This is a genomic window from Mesorhizobium sp. 131-2-1, from assembly GCF_016756535.1.
Taxonomy (GTDB): domain Bacteria; phylum Pseudomonadota; class Alphaproteobacteria; order Rhizobiales; family Rhizobiaceae; genus Mesorhizobium.
The window spans coordinates 359,652-379,750 of sequence record NZ_AP023247.1 but is presented as its reverse complement, the minus strand read 5'-3'; the positions used below and the strand labels follow the sequence as shown (position 1 = coordinate 379,750).

Genomic DNA, 20,099 nt, shown 5'->3' with positions numbered 1-20,099 from the left:
GAGGGAAAGATGACCATTTCCGCGCTTTCCCCGCTTGCTCCGAGCAGCAGCAAACCCACCGTCATGGAGACCATCATGAAACCCCTGTCATATGCCAGGCGTGGTGCGCGCTGGCTGATGGCGGCCGGTATCGCGGTCGCCATGATGCCGGCACTGCCGGCCTTCGCCGAGGACCCCATCCCGGCCAAGATCGTCGAGGCCGCAGGCCCGGAACCCAGGCTTGAGCTCGACAATCCCCGCGTCATCAATCCCGAGCCGGGGCGCATCGTGCCGTTCTTCACCAAGAAGGGCGGCCAGAGAAGCTGCGACTATGTCTTCTACACCTTGACCTTCGGCCTGCGCGGCAATGCGCAAGCCTTTGCCAATCCGGTGCTTGCCAATGCGCTGAAGAACACCGGGCTCGACTTCAAGGACCAGCTTCCGCATGGCCTGCAGATCGTCAGCGCGCATGTGTCCGGCGACGGCACAGATGCCGGTGGCGGTGCGTTGCCCGGTGCTGTGATCAGCACCTCGGCGGACCCGAACGACACGGCGACGGTTTCCGATTTCCGGATCTCCGCCGCCGATCTCGACGGCATGGGTGCTCCGAACGAACGCGCCATCACCTTCCAGATCGTGGCCAAGATCGACCATGCGGCGTTCCCCGCGCCGGCCATGGTCGACAACCAGGGCACGATCAAGGTGACCGTCGGCGGCGCCGGCACGGGAACCATCATCCCGTCGCAGGATCCGGGCAAGCCGGATGACGGCGATTTCCTCACCGGCGAGAAGACTTCGATCCGCATCGACTTGACCAAATGCAACCCGCCGCCGCCACCTCCCGGCAAGGAGTGCTTCAGGGTGGAGCGCGGCACGGTCGATTGCGTGCCCGGCGGCGGCGCCTTCATCTACCACATGCCTGTCGGCCCGGAGATGGGCGGCAAGTGGGTGCAGGTCTCGACGACCACGCCCGGCATCACCATCATCCCCGACACGCAATTGGTGCCGGCGGGCGGCGGCGTGCTCAACTGGAAGATCGTCGGCGCATCACCCGGCGACGTCATCCACCTCATCGTCACCGGCATCGAGACCTATGCCGGGCCCGAGGAGGGCTGGGGCCTGTGCTGCACGCAGACCATCGACATCGTCATCCCGCGCGACCTCAGATGCCCGCCCGACAAGGAGCCGGACCTCAAGGTCGAGAAGCGCGCCGAGGTCACACGTTGCACGATGGCCGGCGGCTGCGACTTCACCATCAGGGTCAGCAATGTCGGCGGCGCGCCCTATCACGGCAAGATCGTGCTTGATGAGGTGACGCTGCCGGCCGGCTCGGTGCTGGATTCGGGTCCGAACCCACCCTGGGTCTGCGTGCCAGGCGTCACGCCGATGACCTGCACCTATCCGGTGACCACGCTCAATCCGGGCGCCTTTGTCGACCTCAAGCTCGGCTTCAAGCCGGCGCCGGGCTGGCAGGGCCGCGTGCTGCGCAACTGCGCCATCTACGACTACCAGGCCAGCGGCAAGCCGCTGTTCGGCAGCCAGCAGAACGACCGCGGCTGCGCTTCGATCCCGATCTGCCGGCGTGGCGATCGTGATCCTGAGTGCCGGCCGCCGGTCGAGAAGAAGGTCGACCTGATCCTGAAGAAGCGTGCCCGCATCCCGGTCTGCACGGCCGACGGCATCTGCTACTTCGTGATCGACATCATCAACAACGGCAGCGTCCCCTACAATGGGCCGCTGACGGTCATCGACAGCTATCCCGGCGGCGCGCCGGCCTCCTCGACCTTCGGCCCGTCGCCGCCTTGGGCGTGCGGCCCGATCGGCCCCGGCCAGTTCCGCTGCGACAATCCCGGCATCGTGCTGATGCCTGGCGCCTCGACGCCAATCGTCGTCAAGGCGGTGATGCCGGCAAACTACCAGTCGGATAGCGTCGAGAACTGCGCCGAGGTGAAGGCCATTCCCGGTGAGGTCGACCTCACCAACAACAAGGCCTGCGCCAAGGAACGCTTCCGTCATCCAAATGGCGGCAAGCCCGGCCTGCGCATCACCAAGGTGTGCAATGGCTCGCTGGCGGGCGCTGCGGTGGTTTCCTGCCGCATCACCGTCAGCAACGCCGGCACCGCGGCCCCCACCGGACCGGTGCGGGTCAGCGATGCCGCCACGCTGGTGGCCGGCGGAGCGCCGGTCCAGATCCAGACCGTCACTCCCGACGGCGCGGAATGGGCCTGCGGACCGGTTCCGGCCAACTCGCTGTCGTGCCAGATTCCCGGCGCCGTGATGACGCCCGGAACGAGCCGGCACTTCGACGTGACGGTTTCGGCCAATGGCGAGTTCGAGAACTGCGCGCGCGGCTCCTACGGGCCGGCGCCGGGCGACGACATCGTCTATCCGATCGGCCAGGCTTGCGCCAAGGGCGGCGGCGCCCCGGCGATCCGCGTCGAGAAGACAGGCGACAGCGAATGCCAGCCCGGCCAGCCTTGCACGTTCGAGATCACCATCACGAACGATGGGCCGACCGCCTTCTCCGGTCCGGTCCGCATCGGCGATGCGATCGGCGTGGAGGGGCTGGGCAGGCTGGAAGGCGTCGAGATCACGTCGATCGAGCCGCCCTTCGGCTGTTCGCCGGAACCGGCGACGCTGCCTCTGTCCTGCATTGCCAACCTGACGCTCGGCGCCGGGGAAAGCCACGTGCACAATGTCACCGTGGTCATCCCCGATGACGGCCGCCTCGCCAATCTGCAGGGCACGGTCAACGGCCGGAACTGCGTTGGCGTCCTGTCGCCCGACACGCGGGTGCAGGGCGGCGGCGACATGCTTTCCGGCGATCAGGCCAACATCCAGGGTGATCGCGGCAAGGCCTATGCGTGCCATCCCTTCACCATCCGCAATGAGGTGAAGAAGCAGTGCTCGGCAGGCTTCGTCATGAACGATGCCGGCCGGTGTGTCTGCCCCGAAGGCACGACCTATCGCAACGGCCAGTGCACGGGCGGCGGCGTCATCATCGAGCCCAAGCCGAAGCCGAAGCCTTGCGTCCTGCTCAAGGGCCAGATCCGCACCGAGGACGGGCGCTGTGTCTGTCCGCGCGGGACCGAGCTCGAGAACGGCGCCTGCGTGAAGATCACGCAAGGGTGCACCATACCCGGCTCGGTGCCGTCGGCGGACGGTGACAGCTGCTACTGCCCCAAGGGAACGCATCTCGACAGGACCGTGAATGCCTGCGTGAGGGACAAGCAGAAGCCCGAGCAGTGCACCATTCGCGGCCAGGTCCATGATGCGGACGGCGATTGCGTCTGCCCGAAGGGGACCGAGGTGCGCAATGGCGCCTGCCGGCCGATCCGGCCGAAGCCGGAGCAGTGCACGATCCGCGGCCAGGTCCGCAATGCCGATGGCGATTGCGTCTGCCCGAAGGGGACCGAGGTGCGCAACGGCGCCTGCCGGCCGATCCGGCCGGAACCGGAACAGTGCACGATCCGCGGCCAGGTCCACGACGCCAACGGCAACTGTGTCTGCCCGAAGGGCACGGAGATCCGCGACGGCGCCTGCCGGCAGAAGAAGCCTGAACTGGAGCAGTGCACCATCCGCGGCCAGGTCCACAACAAGCGAGGCGAGTGTGTCTGCCCGCGTGGTACCGAGGTCCGTGACGGCGCCTGCCGCCGGGTCAGGCAGGAATGCGCGCCAGGTTCGCAGCTGATCAACGGCCAGTGCCAGCCGATCATCATTTTGCGGCGCTGCCCGACCGGGACGACCGGAAGATATCCGAACTGCGTCCCGAACCGCAAACCGGGTGTGGAGGTCAACCCGAACCTGCTGCTCAATCCGAACATCCTGCAGCAGCTGGTGCCGAGGCGCACGCCGCAGGTGCAGCAGGATCCGGCGGGTGCGAACATCCAGAACTCCAAGCCGTGATTTAGCGATAGGAAGACCAGAACCCCGCCGGAGCGATCCGGCGGGGTTTTTCGTTGCTGGGATCGCCGCATGAACCTTGATGCCGCGAGCGGCGACCAATCGCTGAAGGAACACGTCAGGAGAGAGAGATGTCTTCAGTCAGCTATGCCTTTCGCAATACGGTTGCGACTGTTGCCCTGTTCGCAGCCGGACTAACCAGCACCTCCGCTTTCGCCGAACAGGCCAACATCAAGTCGATGTCGTTCGACACGCAGAGCGTCAACACCACACTGCACGTCGTCTCGAGCGACAAACAGAAATGGGACGGGCTGAAAAGCGGCACCGTCCAGTTCTGGGGCCATATGAAGATCGACACACGCTGGCCAGGTTACGTGCAGGAGGTCGGCGTATCCCTCGGCGTTTGCAGGCCCGGCCAGTGCGGGGCGTTTCCGCCGATCTGGAGCGCATCGCCGGTCAGCCGCGACTATGATCACCAGGAGAACTTCTCCTTCGATCCATCGATCATAGCGCTGTCTTCGAACACGGGCATCGCCGTGGTGCCGTATGGGGATCAGATTATCGCCCGGTGCAACCAGCACCTCCAGCCCGATGGACCGACGAAGTCCTATTCGTTCACACACACGTTCCACGCCAGCTTTTCGGCGCTGACCGACAAGGCGCTCGACATGCACAATGCTGCCAGCGAGGTGACCGGCGGCAGCTGGCCCTATCCGCTCCACGAATCGCACTATGCCGAACACGGTTCGTTCGACGTTCAGGTGGTATGCGACCCCGTTGTCAAACCGAAGGGTCAAGACATTGCCGTCGACTTCGGCGAGTTCGAGACAAAGAACGTCAAGCTGTTCCTGACCACCTACCGCTCGAACCTGCCCGGCTCGACACCGGGAACAGTCTGCCCGGCGCTCAAGGTGACCAGCCGCGCGCAGACGAACAAGGCCGGGCCGGTATCGATGCGCATCTGGCGGCAGAAGGACAATGGGCCGATCACGTCGGAGTTCAAGCAGGCCTGGGCGTCCTTTGACGCGGGCAAGAACGGCTATTTCGCCACTTACGAGAAATGGGAGAATGTCGGGGCGACCGCCTATTTCCAGTACAAGACCGAGATCGTCGGCAACGATCCGTTCGAGCCCTTCGATGGCTGGAAGGACATCACCGTCCATTGCACTGGCGCGGGCGGCGGAGGCTTCACCGACGGACCGCAGGCCGATCCCGACAACCCGCCGGCCAAGGCCGATTGGCAAGGCGAAGTGACCGTTTCCGACAGCGCCGGATCAAGGAAACTTTGCCCGCGCAAAGGCCGGGTCGCGTTCGAAGCGAGCCGCGATGCTCCCGGCGCGTTGCACTATCGGATCGGCTGCTCGAACGGCGCCTTCTTCACCGGGACCGCGGTCGCCTTCAACGAAGGCGGCGTGTTCAAGGCCAGCGCCGCACACGATCTCAACATCACCAGAACCCGCTCGATCCAGTGCACCTTGCAGGAGATCAAGCAGAATGGATCCATCGCCACCATCGACACGGATGCGGAGGATTTCACCTGCATAAAGCGCACCTCTGAGCCCAAGGTCGACGATCTGGTGTCGAGCACGCGCCGCGACTTCGGCAAGCCCCGCCTGCCGCCGGTCGTCGTGGATCCCGGCCGCAAATGCCTGCCCAGCCAGAGCTTGTTGCGCGGCAGATGTGTCGACAGGCCTTTGGTGGCCGCATGCAAGAGCACCGAGAAGCTGGTCGACGGCAAGTGCATCGGCGTCAGCATCCACTGCTTGCCCGGCTATCATCAGCTTGGCCTGAAATGCGTGAGGAATGCCGTTATAGCGGGGAAATGCCGGCGTGACGAACAGCGCATCAATGGCGAATGCGTGCGCAAGCCCTCCATCATCATCGACTGCAAACGCGGCTACCATCTGGTCGGCAAGACGTGCGTGAAGGATGCCATCATCACCACGGGCTGCCGGGCAACCGAAATGACGGTGCGCGGACATTGCGTGCCCAGGCCGGTTTCGAAGGTGCTTGGGCTGCAGAAGTTGAAGCAAGGCAGGGGCCAGCCGTTTCTGCCGGGACAGGCCAGGTCACGGCTTCAGGTGAACTGAATCTTGCTGCAAACGAGAGAGAGGCGGCGGCCGCTGCCTCTCTCCTTTGCGCGGATGACGCGCCGGCGCCGGATTCCCGTCAACAAGCAGAGCTGGAGCGCGCAAGCAGCGCTCCAACACTCAATCAGCGCACTGCCCTTCCAAAAATCGGTTCCGATTTTCCGGCCGATGCGCTAGGGCGGAGCGGACTTGAAGAACGGGAAGCGGACATGGCCAAAAAAACCCTGATCGCGCCATCGGTGCTGGCGTCGGATTTCTCGAAACTCGGCGACGAGGTCGAGGCCGTCGCGGCAGCCGGCGCCGACTGGATCCATCTCGACGTGATGGACGGCCATTTCGTCCCCAACATCACCTTCGGCCCCCCGGTGGTGAAGGCGATCCGCAACCGCACCAAGGCCTTCTTCGATTGCCATCTGATGATCGCGCCGGCCGATCCCTATCTGGCCGCCTTCGCCGAGGCCGGCTGCGACGGCATCACCGTGCATGCCGAGGCCGGACCGCATCTCGACCGCTCGTTGCAGACGATCAGGAACCTCGGCAAGAAGGCCGGCGTGTCGCTCAACCCGGCGACGCCCGAAAGTGCGGTCGAGTATGTGCTCGACCGGCTCGACCTGATCCTGATCATGACCGTCAACCCAGGGTTCGGCGGCCAGGCTTTCATTCCAGCCATTGTCGACAAGGTGAAGCGCGTCAAGGCGCTGATCGGCAACCGGCCGATCCGCATCGAGATCGACGGCGGCGTGTCGCCGGAGACGGCGCCGCTGGTCACGGCGGCGGGCGCCGACGTGCTGGTGGCGGGCGCCGCCATCTTCAAGGGTGGCAGCGTCGAGGCCTACCGGGCAAACATCGAGGCGATCAGGACCGCGGCGGATCAAGCCGCCCGCTGATTTGGCTGTGAGCCATATCGCCGCCGGATTCCCAGTGTGATCGACACCTGAAACGAGTAGCTTCGCTGTTCAGCACCTCAAGCTTCGCAGCACGCTCAAGATTCTTGCGCCGGCCGTTACTTCGGCAAGACAGCGCGCTCTATCCTCTTTAAGTCCAATACCATCATCTTCCGCTTGAGACCACGAAGCTGGACACGGTATAGTACGTGTACGGGATTGAGACTGCTTCGCAATAAGACCAACAACAGGCCCAAAGCAGGCAACAGGAGCCATATTGACCTACGGAACCGCCGATCCGGGCGATGAAGGTGCCGGACCCAAGAGCACCCTCGCCAGCACGGTCTATCATCAGCTTCGGGACGATCTCCTCCGCGGTGTGCTGGAGACCGAGAGCAAGCTTCGGGTCGAATGGGTGGTTTCGCGATATGGTGCCGGCGCATCGCCCGTGCGCGAGGCTCTCAACCGTCTCGCCTCCGAAGGCCTGCTTGGCCGCCATGACCAGCGCGGCTTCTTCCTCATGCCGGTCAGCGCCGAGGAGCTGGAGGAACTGACGCGCACCCGCTGCTGGCTGGAAGAAAGGGCGCTGCGCGAATCGATCGAACATCGCACCGGCGAGTGGGAAGAGCAGCTGGTGCTGGCGCTGCACCGCTTGGCGCGCGCCCAGCGCCGCATGCCGGACGATCCCTCGTCGAACAATCCCGACTGGGAGAAGCTGCACCGCGCCTTCCATCGCGCGCTGATTGCGGGCTGCCGGTCGCACTGGCTGGTTGGCTTCTGCGACCAGCTTTCCGACCAGGCTTCCCGCTACCGGCTGATGTCGCAGCACGGCCTGGGAGACGAGCGCGACGATCTTGCCGAACACCGCCAGATCGCCGAACGCACGCTCGATGGCGATGCCGATGGCGCGGTCGAGGCCCTGCTCAACCACTACCGGCTGACGGCGGCCAGGTGCATGGTGCGCTTCAGCCGGGACGGCGACCCGAAAGTGAGTGCCACCAAGGCGCACCGCGGGCGCAAATAGCTGCTCGTTCAGCCTCAAATCTGATATTCGCTCTGACCGAAACGACGCGAATTCAGGATTCGCCGCGCCATTCGTTACGCGGGAGCAACAATGAGCAATCACCTGTTCGACGCTTTCCGTGGCCGCGTGCCGGCACCGCAGCGGCTGCTGATGGCGACGGATGACCGGCGTTCCCTGACCTATGGCGACATGCTGGCGCGCTCCGCGCAATTGGCGCATGCATTGGTGCAATCTGGCGTCAAACCGAGCGACCGCGTCGCCGTCCAGGTCGAGAAGAGCCCGGAGGCGGTGCTGCTCTATCTCGCCTGCCTGCGCGCCGGTGCTGTCTTCCTGCCGCTCAACACCGCCTACACGCTGCCGGAGCTCGGTTACTTCTTTGGCGATGCCGAACCGCGGCTGGTGGTCTGCGATCCCGACCGGGTGGCCGACATCGGTCCGCTGGCGGAGGCATCGGGCGCCGGCGTCGCGACACTCGGCAGCGACGGACATGGCTCGCTGACCGACAGCGCCTCAAGGCAATCGACGGAATTCAGCGCTGTGGCGCGCGGACCGGACGATCTGGCGGCGATCCTCTACACGTCGGGGACGACGGGCCGCTCCAAGGGCGCCATGCTCACCCACGAGAACCTCGCCTCGAACGCGCGTGTGCTGGTCGAGCACTGGCGCTTCACACCCGATGACGTCCTGATCCACGCGCTGCCAATCTTCCACACGCACGGGCTCTTCGTCGCCACCAACGTCATCCTGATGGCCGGCGCCTCGATGCTGTTCGAAGCAAAGTTCGATCCGGCCCGCATCGTCGCGCTGCTGCCGCGCGCCACGACACTAATGGGCGTGCCAACCTTCTATGTCAGGCTTCTGCAGCAGGAGGACCTGGACGGCCAGGCGGCCAGGAACATCCGCCTGTTCATTTCCGGATCGGCGCCGTTGCTGGCCGAGACGCATGCCGCCTGGCGCGAGCGCACCGGTCACGCCATCCTCGAGCGCTACGGCATGACCGAGACCAACATGAACACGTCCAACCCCTATGACGGCGAGCGGCGCGCCGGCACCGTCGGCTTTCCCTTGCCGGGCGTTTCGCTGCGCATCGCCGATCCGGACAGCGGCCGGTCGCTCCCGCAAGGCGAGGTCGGCATGATCGAGGTGAAGGGTCCGAACGTCTTTGCCGGCTATTGGCGGATGCCGGAAAAGACCAAGGCCGAATTCCGGAGCGACGGCTTCTTCATCACCGGCGATCTCGGCCTCATCGACCGGGACGGCTATGTGCATATCGTCGGGCGCGGCAAGGACCTGATCATTTCCGGCGGCTACAACATCTATCCGAAGGAAATCGAAGGCGAGATCGACGCGCTCGCCGGCGTCAGCGAAAGCGCGGTGATCGGCGTCGCCCATCCGGATTTCGGCGAGGGCGTCACCGCGGTCGTGGTGCGCAAGCCTGGCGCGGCCATCGGCGCTGCCGATATCGTCGGGGCGATCAGTGGGCGGCTGGCCAAATACAAGCACCCGAAGCAGGTGATCTTCGTCGACGAACTGCCGCGCAACACCATGGGCAAGGTGCAAAAAAACCTGCTGCGCGAGACCTACAAGGATATCTATGCCCCAAAGTCGGCTAATCGCACCGCGTCGTCATCCTAGGGCGAAGCGACGCGCGCAGACCCTAGGATCCATGCCGTTACGCTAAGGCGTTGTAACGGTTGCAGAATTTGCGCCGCTGCATTCTACGGCAGTCGTCACGGCATGGCAACTGTGTTCATGCGAAGGCCGTTTTGTCTCGAATGATGGCATTGAGAGTGACTAGGAGCTTCCTTGCGACAGCGACGATGGCAAGTTTCTTCGATCCGGAGCGCGCGGCGAGCGCAGTGTAGAAAGTTCTGAAGCGATCGTTGGCGCGGATGGCGCCCAGCGCCGCCATGTAGAGGGCGCGGCGCACGCGCGGGCGGCCACCGCTGATCTTGCTCTTGCGCTTGGCCTTGCCGCTCTCGTTGTCGAGCGGGGCAAGGCCTGCAAGTGCCGCGATCGACTTGGGCGAGCGCCGGCCGAGCTCGGGCATGTGGGCCAGCAGCGAAAGCGCGGTGATGGTGGAGACGCCTGGTACAGAGACCATCAGCGTGTAGTCGAGAGCGGTGTCCTCGGCTTCGCGAATGGCTTTGGCAATCCGGCTTTCGAGTGCATCGATGCGTGTGTCGAAGTCGGCGATCAGACTTTCAGTCTCGGTTATGACGTCCTCATCGAAGGCCTCGCTGAGATATCTCTTCAACCTTGCCCGGATCTCAACAAGATGGTCGCGGTGGCGGGCAAGCGACTGAAGGCGTTCGCCTTTCTCGCAAGGTGCCGCCTCGGCCGCAGGCTGGTAGCGACGACCGTAGCTGCTCAGCATCCGGGCATCGAGACGATCGGTCTTGGCGCGCTGGGTCGCCGACTTCGCGTAGTGGTGGGTGTGCGCCGGATTGTGCCGCGAGAACGCAATGCCGGCCTTGCCCAGCGCATGGCGCAGCAGCCGGTCATGGACCCCGGTCGCCTCCATGACAACGAAGTCACGACCAGCGCAAAGGCCTGCCACATAGGCTTCTATCGCTTCAGCCTGGTTGGCGATCCGCTGGTAGCGGCCGCTTGCCTCATCAAAGAAGTCGAGCCTCGCTTTGGAGATGTCGCAGCCGACATAGTTCTGCACTATCATGGCCATGCCTCTTCCTGTGGTGCGGGGTCTGCTGAAGACAGCCCCGTGCAACTGTTCAGGTTGATGGTTCATTGGTGGGAAGGGACCGAGCCATGCCGCGGCCTGTCCTCGAAGGGACGACCAGGATCCTCTCGGCCTCCTTCCCACTTCAACCATAGCACTGAGCAAACACACAGGATCCTCGGGTCAAGCCCGAGAATGACGAAGGATAGGCTCAGGCGGCAAACACCTTCTCGCCGCCGATCCAGACACCTTTGACGTCGAGATCGTCCGATAGCCCAACAATATCGGCCGCGGTGCCGTTGGCGAATCGGCCGAGCCTGTGCGCCTGTCCGATCGCTTGCGCCGGATAGAGCGAAGCCATGCGCAGCGCTTCGCCGAGCTCCAGACCGACGGCGCGGTGCATGAAGCGAACGGCGGAGATCATGTCGAGGTCGGCTCCTGCAAGCGTGCCGTCGGCAAGCCTGAGGCTGCCGTCCTTGCGGTAGATGGTGCGGCCGTTCAGCGTGAATGACGTCATGTCGGTGCCGATCGTCGCCATGGCGTCGGTGACCAGCACGATCTTGCCTGGGCCCTTCTTGGCGCGCAGCGCGATCGCCATGGTAGCGGGATCGACATGGATGCCGTCGGCGATGATGCCGGCGGACAGGCCGCCGATGTCGATGGCGGCACCGGCCAGCCCCGGCTCGCGGTTGCCGATCTGGCTCATGGCGTTGAACAGATGCGTCACCACCGTCGCGCCGGCGGCGGCAAAGGCGTTTGCCGTGGCATAGCCGGTATCGGAATGGCCAAGGCTTATGACGAGGCCCTCCTTGGCAAGCGCCGCGACGCGCTCCGGCTCAACGGATTCGGGCGCGATCGTGGTGAGCAGGACCGGGAGCTCCTTGCGCGCGGCGATCAGCGCCGCTTGATCTGTGTCGGTCATCGGTCGGATCAGCGCCGGGTCATGCGCGCCCTTGCGGGCAACCGACAGATGCGGACCCTCTAGGTGCAGGCCGAGGAAGCCCGGCACCTTCTGCCGCGCCGCCGCGGCGCCGGCCGCGACAGCCGCCGCCGTGATCGCGGGCGTGTCGGTGATCAGCGTCGGCAAAAGCGCGGTGGTGCCGAAGGGTGCATGCGCCCGGCAGATGGTCTCGATCGAGGCGACGTCGGGATGATCGTTGAGCATGACGCCGCCGCCGCCATTGACCTGCAGATCGACGAAGCCCGGCGCAAGCAGGCCGCCGCCGGTCTCGATGCTTTCGACGCCGGACGGAATGGCGCCGGCGGGGAGGATGGCCTCGACAAGGCCGCCGTTCACGACGAGGGCGGCATTGTCGTGCCAGTCGGCGCCGTCGAAGATGCGGGCGCCAGTCAGGGCGAAACGGTCGCTCATACGGTTTCCGTCACCTTGCGCAAATTGCGCGGCGTATCGGGATCCAGCCCGCGGTGCCGGGCAAAGGCCTCGACGAAGCCATAGAAGGACACGATCAGAGTCAGCGGATCGGTGAGCGGATGGCCGGTCGCCACATGGGGCAGGGCCAGTGCCTTCGTCGCCTTGTCGGATGTCACGAACACGGCTGCGCCCTTGCCGGCCAGACTGTCGGCGGCCTCGGCGACCGAGGGTTCGGAAGCGTCGCGGGCGGCAAGTGCCAACACCGGGAAGCCGGGCCCGACCAGCGCCAGCGGTCCATGCATGACTTCCGCCGCGCTATAGGCCTCGGCATGCATGCCGCAGGTTTCCTTGAATTTCAGCGCCGCCTCGTTGGCCATCGCCGCGGATGGACCGCGGCCGAGGATGAACAGCGACCGCGGCGTCTCCAGCGCGCCGGCCAGCGCCATCCAGTCGCAGGCGATCGCCTTGCGGAAATGTTCGGGCAATCGGGCCAATGCCGCCAGCAGCGCCTCGTCGCCGGTGCAATGCGCCATCAGCGCCAGGCCGGCGACGGCCGAATTGACGAAGGTCTTGGTCGCCGCGACGCTGCGTTCCGGCCCGGCCAGGATGTCGATGGCAAAATCCGAGGCGCGCGCCAGCGGCGAATCGGCGGTGTTGGTGATGGCGACGGTGAGCGCGCCGCCGGCCCGGGCCGCCTCCGCCATGGCGACGATGTCGGGGCTCTTGCCCGATTGCGAGATCGCCAGGCAGGCGGAGCCGGCGAGCCTGAGCCTGGCGCCATAGATCGAGGCGATTGACGGGCCGACCGAGGCGACGGCAAGGCCGGCGGTCAGCTCGACGGCATACTTCATGAAGGTGGCGGCGTGGTCGGACGAGCCGCGCGCCACGGTGACGACGAAGCTCGGATCGCGCTCGCGGATGCCGCGCCCGGCCTCGGTCAGCACCGCAGCCGAACCGTCGAGCAAGCGGGCGGTTGCTTCCGGGATCTCTTCGATCTCGCGCCGCATATGGGTGATGGTCGCGCTCATGGCCGGCTCTCCTCTCCCGGCCCGGTCAGCCGGAGTTCCGCGACGAAATCATAGGCGTCGCCCCTGTAGATCGAGCGGGTGAATTCGATCACCTTGCCGCTCGCAAGATAGGAAATACGTTCGATATGCAGGCCGGCAACCCCGGGCGGCACTTCCAGCAGGCGCGCGTCATCGTCGCCGAGATTGGCGGCCGAGATGCGCTGCACCGCCCGCACCGGCCGGTTGCCGGTCAGTTCCAGCGCTGCGTAGAGCGAGGAGCCGATCGCCTCGGGATCGGGAAGCACGCTGGCCGAGAGTGCGGCGCGCTCGATCGCCAGCGGCGTGTCGTTGGCGATGCGCAGGCGTGCCACCCGCGCCACCAGCTCGTTCGACGACAGGCCGAGCACCATCATCTCGTCGGGCGAGGGCGCATAGAGGCCGCGGTCGAGCCAGGCCGAGCGCACCACCATGCCGCGGCGCGCCATGTCCTCGGTGAACGAGGTGAGCCTCGACAGCGACTGCTCGACGCGCTCCATGCGCGGCGCCACGAACGTGCCGGAGCCGTGGCGCTGGACGAGGATGCCGCCCTTGACCAGGTCCTGCACCGCCTTGCGCACGGTGACGCGCGAGATATCGGCCTTGCTGGCGATGTCGCGCTCCGACGGCAGCGCGTCGCCCGGCCCGATCAGGCCGCGATTGACCGCTTCCTCGATGCTCTTGCGGAGCTGCAGATAGAGCGGCGCGCCGCTTTGCGACGATTCCTTCAGCATAGCAAAAATCTGGTCGGCGGCGCTCATCGGGCGGCCTCCGAACCAAGGGCGAAGATGCGCACCGCCATCTGCACCGCGCCGCCCAGCGCATCGTCGAGCGCCGGCCTGAGCAGCGCCTGGTAACGCGCCGAAAGCCGCGGCGCGTAGAGCGGCGCCAGGCCGCCGAGCAGGCAGAGCGGCGCATCGTCGGCAAGATCGAGCGCCCCGAGCGAGGCTTCGACATCGGCAACCGCCTTGTCGAGGATCCAGTTGGCGACCAGGTCGCCCTTTTCGGCATGGTCGAACACCTTTGGCGCAAAGCCGCCGAAGTCGCCGGGCTTGGCATTGGTGGTGAACTCGACGACATCCTCCGGATTGTTGCGGAAGACGCCAAGCATGGCGTCGGTCAGCGGCGAGCCCGGACGGATGCCGTCATGGGCGAGCAGCGTCTGTTCGAGCAGGTCGCGGCCGATGCGGGCGCCGCTGCCCTGGTCGCCGACCTGGAAGCCCCAGCCGCCGATGGCGCGCGACTTGCCGTGCTTGCGCGCCATATAGGCGGTGCCGGTGCCAAGGATGGCCATGGCGCCGTCGCCGGCGCCGACAGCACCCTCAAGCGCGATCTCGGCGTCGGTCTCGACGCGGCTTTTGCTGAACGGCAGGATAGCTTCGAGCTGCTGACGGTAAGTGCCGACATTGGCGCCGGCGAGGCCGAGAACTGCGGGCGTTTGCGGGATGAGCTGCGGATCCTTGCCGGCGGCGACGAAGGCCTGCCTTGCCGCCTCGACGATGTTGGTCCTCGCGCCGGTGAGGTCGGTGCGGATGTTGGCTGCGCCGCTTTTGGCGCGGCCGAGCACAGCGCCGTCAGCGGTCGCAAGGGCCGCCCTGCAGCTGGTGCCGCCGCCATCGATGCCAAGAACGAAATTCACGTGATTTCTCCTCCGGGCGGATAATACCAATAAAATACCAATAGCCAAGAGTTAATTTCGCTTTCAAAAAGATTAAGGCGTATTTTATTGAAAAATCAGGATATTTTGCCGGCAAGGCGATTTTGGAGCGACGAATTCGTTAATCGATGTGGACAAGTGGTATTTTTTTGGTATTGTTTCGTCAGTTGGAGGACGTTGGATGGCCGAGAAGCGCACCGAAGCGCGTCACCAGAATGCCGAGGGGCTGGATATCCAGGCCCCGGACGCCATCCTTTCCTTTCTCGCCGATGCGCAGATCGAGGCCGCCAAGGCCGTGCGCGGCGCCATTCCTTCCATAGCGGCAGCCGCTGAAATCATCGCCGACCGTCTGAAGGGCGGCGGCAGGCTTGCCTATGCGGCGGCCGGCAGCTCGGGCCTGATGGCGGTGGCCGACGCGCTGGAACTGCCCGGCACCTTCGGGATCGGGCGCGACCGCATCGCCATCCTGATCGCCGGTGGTGACGAGGCCTTCCACACGCTTGCCGGCGGACCCGAGGACGACACCGAAGAGGCATCGGCCGCGGTTGCCGCCGCCGGCATCGGCAAGGGCGACTGCCTGATCGCGATTTCGGCCAGCGGCTCGACGCCCTATGCCGTCCGGGCGCTGGAGGATGCGCGGAGCCGGGGCGCGGCGACCATCGCCGTCGCCAACAACAAGGATGCGCCGCTGTTCAGACAGGCCGATGTCGCCGTCCTGCTCGAGACGCCGCCGGAACTGATCGCCGGCTCGACGCGCATGGGCGCCGGCACCGCGCAGAAGATAGCGCTCAACATGCTGTCGACGCTCGCCGCCGTCCATCTTGGCCATGTCCATGACGGCTACATGGTCAATCTCACCGCCGACAACATCAAGCTGCGCGACCGCGCGGCCCGCATCGTTGCCGCCATCAGCGGCTGCAGCCGCGAGGATGCGGCGCGCCTGCTCGAAAAGAGCGGCGGCGTCGTCAAGACCGCCATTCTGCTCGCCGCCGGCGCTGCCAACGCCGACACGGCCGAGAAGATACTGGAAGGGACCGGCCACAAGCTTCGGCCGGCCCTTTCCGCGATCGAGGGGAGCAAGGGGCACTGAGCCTCTGTTCTCACCAAACCGAACCTGAAAAAGGTCAACAGGGAGACTGAACATGACGACCAAACTACTGACGGCCCTTCTGCTCGGCACCAGCATTCTCGGCACCGCCGGGGTGGCTTATGCCGATGACGTTACCCTCAACATCGAAAGCTGGCGCGGCGACGACCTGACCATCTGGAAGGACAAGCTGATCCCGGCCTTCGAAGCCAAGAACCCGGGCATCAAGGTGGTGTTCGCGCCGTCGGCGCCGACCGAGTATGACGCAGCACTCGGCGCCAAGCTCGCCGCCGGCTCGGCGGGCGACCTGATCACCTGCCGCCCCTTCGACAAGTCGCTGGAGCTGTTCAAGAAGGGCAACCTCGCCGACCTCTCGGCGCTGCCCGGCATGGAGAACTTCTCGCCGGTGGCCAAGGCCGCCTGGCAGACCGACGACGGCAAGGCGAGCTTCTGCGTGCCGATGGCCTCGGTCATCCACGGCTTCATCTACAACAAGGACGCCTTCGACAAGCTCGGCATCAAGGTGCCGACCACCAATGAGGAGTTCTACGCCGCCCTCGACAAGATCAAGGCCGACGGCACCTACATCCCGATGGCGATGGGCACCAAGGATCTCTGGGAAGCCGCGACCATGGGCTACCAGAACATCGGCCCGAACTACTGGAAGGGCGAGGATGGCCGTCTGGCGCTGATCAAGGGCGACCAGAAGCTGACCGATGCCGACTGGGTCGAGCCCTACAAGGAGCTGGCCAAGTGGAAGCCTTATCTCGGCGACGGCTTCGAGGCGCAGACCTATCCGGACAGCCAGAACCTGTTCACGCTCGGCCGCGCCGCCATCTACCCGGCCGGCTCGTGGGAGATCGGCCTGTTCAACACCCAGGCGCAGTTCAAGATGGGCGCCTTCCCGCCGCCGGTGCAGAAGGCCGGCGACACCTGCTACATCTCCGACCATACCGACATCGGCATGGGTCTCAACGCGGCGTCGAAGAACGCCGATGCGGCCAAGACATTCCTGTCCTGGGTCGCCTCGCCGGACTTCGCCACCATATACGCCAACGCGCTGCCGGGCTTCTTCAGCCTGAACAACACGCCGGTGAAGATGGAAGACCCCCTGGCGCAGGAATTCGTCTCCTGGCGCGGCAAGTGCAAGTCGACCATCCGCTCGACCTACCAGATCCTGTCGCGCGGTACGCCGAACCTCGAGAACGAGACCTGGGTTGAATCGGCCAACGTCATCAACGGCACCGACACGCCGGAGGCCGCGGCCAAGAAGCTGCAGGCCGGCCTCGACAGCTGGTACAAGCCGGCGAAGTAAGAGCTCAGGCAGCAGACCGGCCGGGCATCTGCCCGGCCGGCATTCGGACAGTTTCTAGATAGCGATTGTCGGCGCCGCCTCTCGGTCTTACCCTCACCTTGCGGGGAAGACGAAGCCGCGCAGTCGCGGGCCTTGTCCTCTCCGAAGGGGACGATCAGGCCGTGCATAGAGGCATCATCTAGCATCATACGATTTGGAACCGAGAGACGGCGGGGACCGAACTCATGGCCGCAGAAACACGACCGAAAAGACCGACCCGCTGGCACATCGGCGTCTTCCTGGCGCCGGCCGTGCTTGTCTACACGGCAATCATGATCCTGCCGCTCGCCGGCACGCTGCAGCTCTCGCTGTTTCGCAACATCGAGCAGGCACAGGTGTTCGTCGGGTTCGACAATTTCCGCACGCTGTTCGGCGACCCCAACTGGTCGGTGAACTTCTGGAACGCGCTGAGGAACAATGTCTGGTTCTTCATCATCCACATGCTGGTGCAGAATCCGATCGGCGTGCTGCTTGCCGCACTGCTCTCCAGTCCGCGACTGCGGTTCGCCGCCTTCTACCGCACGGCGATCTTCGTGCCGACGATCCTGTCCTTCGTCATTGTCGGTTTCGCCTGGAAGCTGATCCTGTCGCCGCTGTGGGGCGTGGCGCCGCATTTGCTCGACTTCGTCGGCCTGAAGAGCCTGTTCACGCCCTGGCTCGGCAAGGAGCAGTATGCGCTGACGGCGCTCAGCCTGATCTCGGTCTGGCAGTTCGTCGGCATCCCGATGATGCTGATCTACGCGGCGCTGCTGTCGATCCCGGACGAGGTGATCGAGGCGGCCGAATGCGACGGCGTCACCGGCATGGCGCAGTTCTGGAAGATCAAGCTGCCGCTGATCCTGCCGTCGATCGGCATCATCTCGATCCTGACCTTCGTCGGCAATTTCAACGCCTTCGACCTGATCTACACCGCACAAGGCGCGCTCGCTGGGCCGAACTATTCCACTGACATCCTCGGCACCTTCCTCTACCGCGCCTTCTTCGGCTTCCAGCTGCAGGTCGGCGATCCCAACATGGGCGCGGCGATCGCCACGATGATGTTCCTGATCATCCTCGGCGGCGTCTGCGTCTACCTGTTCCTCATCCAGACGCGCCTGCGTCGCTATCAATTCTGAGGGGGCGACAGATGAGCACCGCAACCCATTCGCTTCCCCGCACCATCGGCGCCCACGCGATCCTGTTGACCTATACGGCGATCGCGCTGTTTCCGGTGATCCTGGTCATCGTCAACTCGTTCAAGTCGCGCGCCGCGATCTTCGGCGCGCCGCTGACGCCGCCGACGCCCGGGACTTTCGACCTGATCGGCTATACCACGGTGATCGGCCAGGGCGATTTCATCCATTATTTCCAGAACAGCCTCGTCGTCACCGTCGCCTCGCTGTTCTTCGTGCTGCTGTTCGGCGCCATGGCCGCCTTCGCGCTGTCGGAATACCGCTTCCGCGGCAACACGATGATGGGCCTCTACCTGGCGCTCGGCATCATGATCCCGATCCGTCTCGGCACCGTCGCCATCCTGCAGCTGATGGTGGCGAGCGGGCTGGTCAACACGCTGACGGCGCTGATCCTGGTCTACACCGCGCAGGGCCTGCCGCTCGCCATCTTCATCCTGTCGGAATTCATGAAGCAGGTCTCCGACGACCTGAAGAATGCGGGCAGGATCGACGGGCTGTCGGAATACACGATCTTCTTCCGGCTGGTGCTGCCGCTGGTGCGCCCGTCGATGGCGACCGTCGCCGTCTTCACCATGATCCCGATCTGGAACGATCTATGGTTCCCGCTGATCCTGGCGCCATCGGAGGAGACCAAGACGGTGACGCTCGGCGCCCAGCTCTTCCTCGGCCAGTTCGTCACCAACTGGAACGCGATCCTGGCGGCGCTGTCGCTGGCGATCCTGCCGGTGCTGATCCTCTACGTCATCTTCTCGCGGCAGCTGATCCGCGGCATCACGTCTGGAGCCGTCAAGTGAGTGCAGAAAGACCACTTCGCGTCGTCGTCGCCGGCCTCGGCAATATGGGCCGCAGCCATGCGCTGGCCTACCACAACAACCCGGGCTTCGAGATCGCCGCACTCGTCAACCGCTCCGACGTGCCGCTGCCGGAAGGGCTTGGTGGCTATGGCATCAGGCGCTCCTTCGAGGATGTGCTGCGCGAGGAGAAGCCCGACGTCGCCTCGATCGCCACCTATTCGGATAGCCATGCCGATTATGCGGTAAGGGCGTTCGAGGCCGGCTGCCACGTCTTCGTCGAGAAGCCGCTGGCAACGACGGTGGCCGACGCCAAGCGCGTCGTCGCCGCCGCCAAGGCCAACGGCAGGAAACTGGTGATCGGCTATATCCTGCGCCACCACCCATCCTGGGTGCGGCTGATCGCCGAAGCACGCAAGCTCGGCGGCCCCTACGTGTTCCGCATGAATCTTAACCAGCAATCCTCGGGCCATACCTGGGGCACGCACAAGCAGCTGATGCAGACGACGTCGCCGATCGTCGACTGCGGCGTGCATTATCTCGACGTGATGCTGCAGATCACCGATGCCAACCCGGTCGAGGTGCGCGGCATGGGGGTCAGGCTGACCGACGAGGTCGCGCCATCGATGTACAATTACGGCCACCTTCAGGTGCTGTTCGAGGATGGCTCGGTCGGCTGGTACGAGGCCGGCTGGGGTCCGATGATCTCGGAGACCGCCTTCTTCGTGAAGGACGTCATCTCGCCGAAAGGCTGCGTGTCGATCGTCATGAAGGAAGGCATCAGGTCCGACGACATCGATACCCACACCAAGACCTCGACCATCCGCTTGCACAGTGCCGCGACCGGGCCTGACGGCAGATTCGCCAAACAGGACGAGCTTCTGTCGATGGCAGGCGAGCCCGGCCACCAGGAGCTTTGCGACCTCGAACAGGCCTTCCTGCTCAAGGCCATCCGCGAGGACATCGACCTCACCCGGCACATGGACGACGCGGTCAAGTCGCTCGCCGTCTGCCTTGCCGCCGACGAGAGCGTGCGCAGCGGCGCCGCCGTCAAACTCTAAAG

At 65.0% G+C, this 20,099-nt stretch carries 15 protein-coding genes; 10 read left to right on the top strand and 5 right to left on the bottom strand.

Translation table 11 applies throughout. The annotated features are described in order from the left end of the window. Positions 1-9: 9 nt before the first annotated feature. From JG743_RS01740 to JG743_RS01720, 5 genes are all read left to right on the top strand, one after another. The gene (locus JG743_RS01740) at positions 10-3,885 is read left to right on the top strand and encodes a COG1470 family protein (RefSeq protein ID WP_202297542.1); all 3,876 of its coding nucleotides are present in this window, start codon (positions 10-12) and stop codon (positions 3,883-3,885) included. A gap of 128 nt (positions 3,886-4,013) precedes the next feature. Beyond that, positions 4,014-5,972: an EB domain-containing protein gene (locus JG743_RS01735; RefSeq protein WP_202297540.1), complete on the top strand. Its 1,959-nt coding sequence runs from the start codon at positions 4,014-4,016 to the stop codon at positions 5,970-5,972. A gap of 209 nt (positions 5,973-6,181) precedes the next feature. Next, the gene (gene rpe / locus JG743_RS01730) at positions 6,182-6,859 is read left to right on the top strand and encodes a ribulose-phosphate 3-epimerase (RefSeq protein ID WP_202297538.1); all 678 of its coding nucleotides are present in this window, start codon (positions 6,182-6,184) and stop codon (positions 6,857-6,859) included. 274 nt (positions 6,860-7,133) lie between these two features. Beyond that, entirely contained in the window at positions 7,134-7,880 is a 747-nt protein-coding gene (locus JG743_RS01725; protein WP_202297536.1) for a GntR family transcriptional regulator, read from the top strand. A 90-nt stretch (positions 7,881-7,970) separates the two neighbouring features. Continuing rightward, positions 7,971-9,515 carry a malonate--CoA ligase gene (locus tag JG743_RS01720; protein WP_202297534.1) on the top strand — a complete coding sequence of 515 codons (1,545 nt, stop codon included), beginning with the start codon at positions 7,971-7,973 and terminating at the stop codon, positions 9,513-9,515. A 115-nt stretch (positions 9,516-9,630) separates the two neighbouring features. On the opposite strand, the gene JG743_RS01715 is transcribed toward JG743_RS01720, so the two are convergent. From JG743_RS01715 to JG743_RS01695, 5 genes are all read right to left on the bottom strand, one after another. After that, positions 9,631-10,563, bottom strand: coding sequence for an IS110 family transposase (locus tag JG743_RS01715; RefSeq protein WP_202292791.1), 933 nt, complete (start codon positions 10,561-10,563; stop codon positions 9,631-9,633). 208 nt (positions 10,564-10,771) lie between these two features. Then, on the bottom strand, positions 10,772-11,932 hold the full coding sequence (gene nagA / locus JG743_RS01710; RefSeq protein WP_202297532.1) for an N-acetylglucosamine-6-phosphate deacetylase: 1,161 nt from the start codon (positions 11,930-11,932) through the stop codon (positions 10,772-10,774). After that, complete coding sequence (locus JG743_RS01705) at positions 11,929-12,960, bottom strand: SIS domain-containing protein (protein WP_202297530.1); 1,032 nt, start codon at positions 12,958-12,960, stop codon at positions 11,929-11,931. Before JG743_RS01705 ends, nagA begins: the two co-directional genes overlap by 4 nt. Continuing rightward, on the bottom strand, positions 12,957-13,736 hold the full coding sequence (locus JG743_RS01700) for a GntR family transcriptional regulator (protein ID WP_202297528.1): 780 nt from the start codon (positions 13,734-13,736) through the stop codon (positions 12,957-12,959). The genes JG743_RS01705 and JG743_RS01700 overlap by 4 nt, the downstream gene beginning before the upstream one ends. After that, positions 13,733-14,614, bottom strand: a complete 882-nt coding sequence (locus JG743_RS01695) for an N-acetylglucosamine kinase (RefSeq protein WP_202297526.1) — start codon at positions 14,612-14,614, stop codon at positions 13,733-13,735. Before JG743_RS01695 ends, JG743_RS01700 begins: the two co-directional genes overlap by 4 nt. Before the next feature lie 199 nt (positions 14,615-14,813). On the opposite strand from JG743_RS01695, the gene JG743_RS01690 reads away from it, so the two are divergent. From JG743_RS01690 to JG743_RS01670, 5 genes are all read left to right on the top strand, one after another. After that, positions 14,814-15,722, top strand: coding sequence for an N-acetylmuramic acid 6-phosphate etherase (locus tag JG743_RS01690; RefSeq protein ID WP_202297524.1), 909 nt, complete (start codon positions 14,814-14,816; stop codon positions 15,720-15,722). A 52-nt stretch (positions 15,723-15,774) separates the two neighbouring features. Further along, a complete protein-coding gene (locus JG743_RS01685) occupies positions 15,775-17,034 on the top strand; it encodes an ABC transporter substrate-binding protein (protein ID WP_202297522.1) in 1,260 nt (419 codons plus the stop codon). A 224-nt stretch (positions 17,035-17,258) separates the two neighbouring features. Continuing rightward, complete coding sequence (locus JG743_RS01680; RefSeq protein ID WP_202297520.1) at positions 17,259-18,188, top strand: carbohydrate ABC transporter permease; 930 nt, start codon at positions 17,259-17,261, stop codon at positions 18,186-18,188. An 11-nt stretch (positions 18,189-18,199) separates the two neighbouring features. Next, complete coding sequence (locus JG743_RS01675; protein WP_202297518.1) at positions 18,200-19,039, top strand: carbohydrate ABC transporter permease; 840 nt, start codon at positions 18,200-18,202, stop codon at positions 19,037-19,039. Then, a complete protein-coding gene (locus JG743_RS01670) occupies positions 19,036-20,097 on the top strand; it encodes a Gfo/Idh/MocA family protein (RefSeq protein WP_202297516.1) in 1,062 nt (353 codons plus the stop codon). Before JG743_RS01675 ends, JG743_RS01670 begins: the two co-directional genes overlap by 4 nt. The last annotated feature ends 2 nt before the right edge of the window (positions 20,098-20,099 follow it).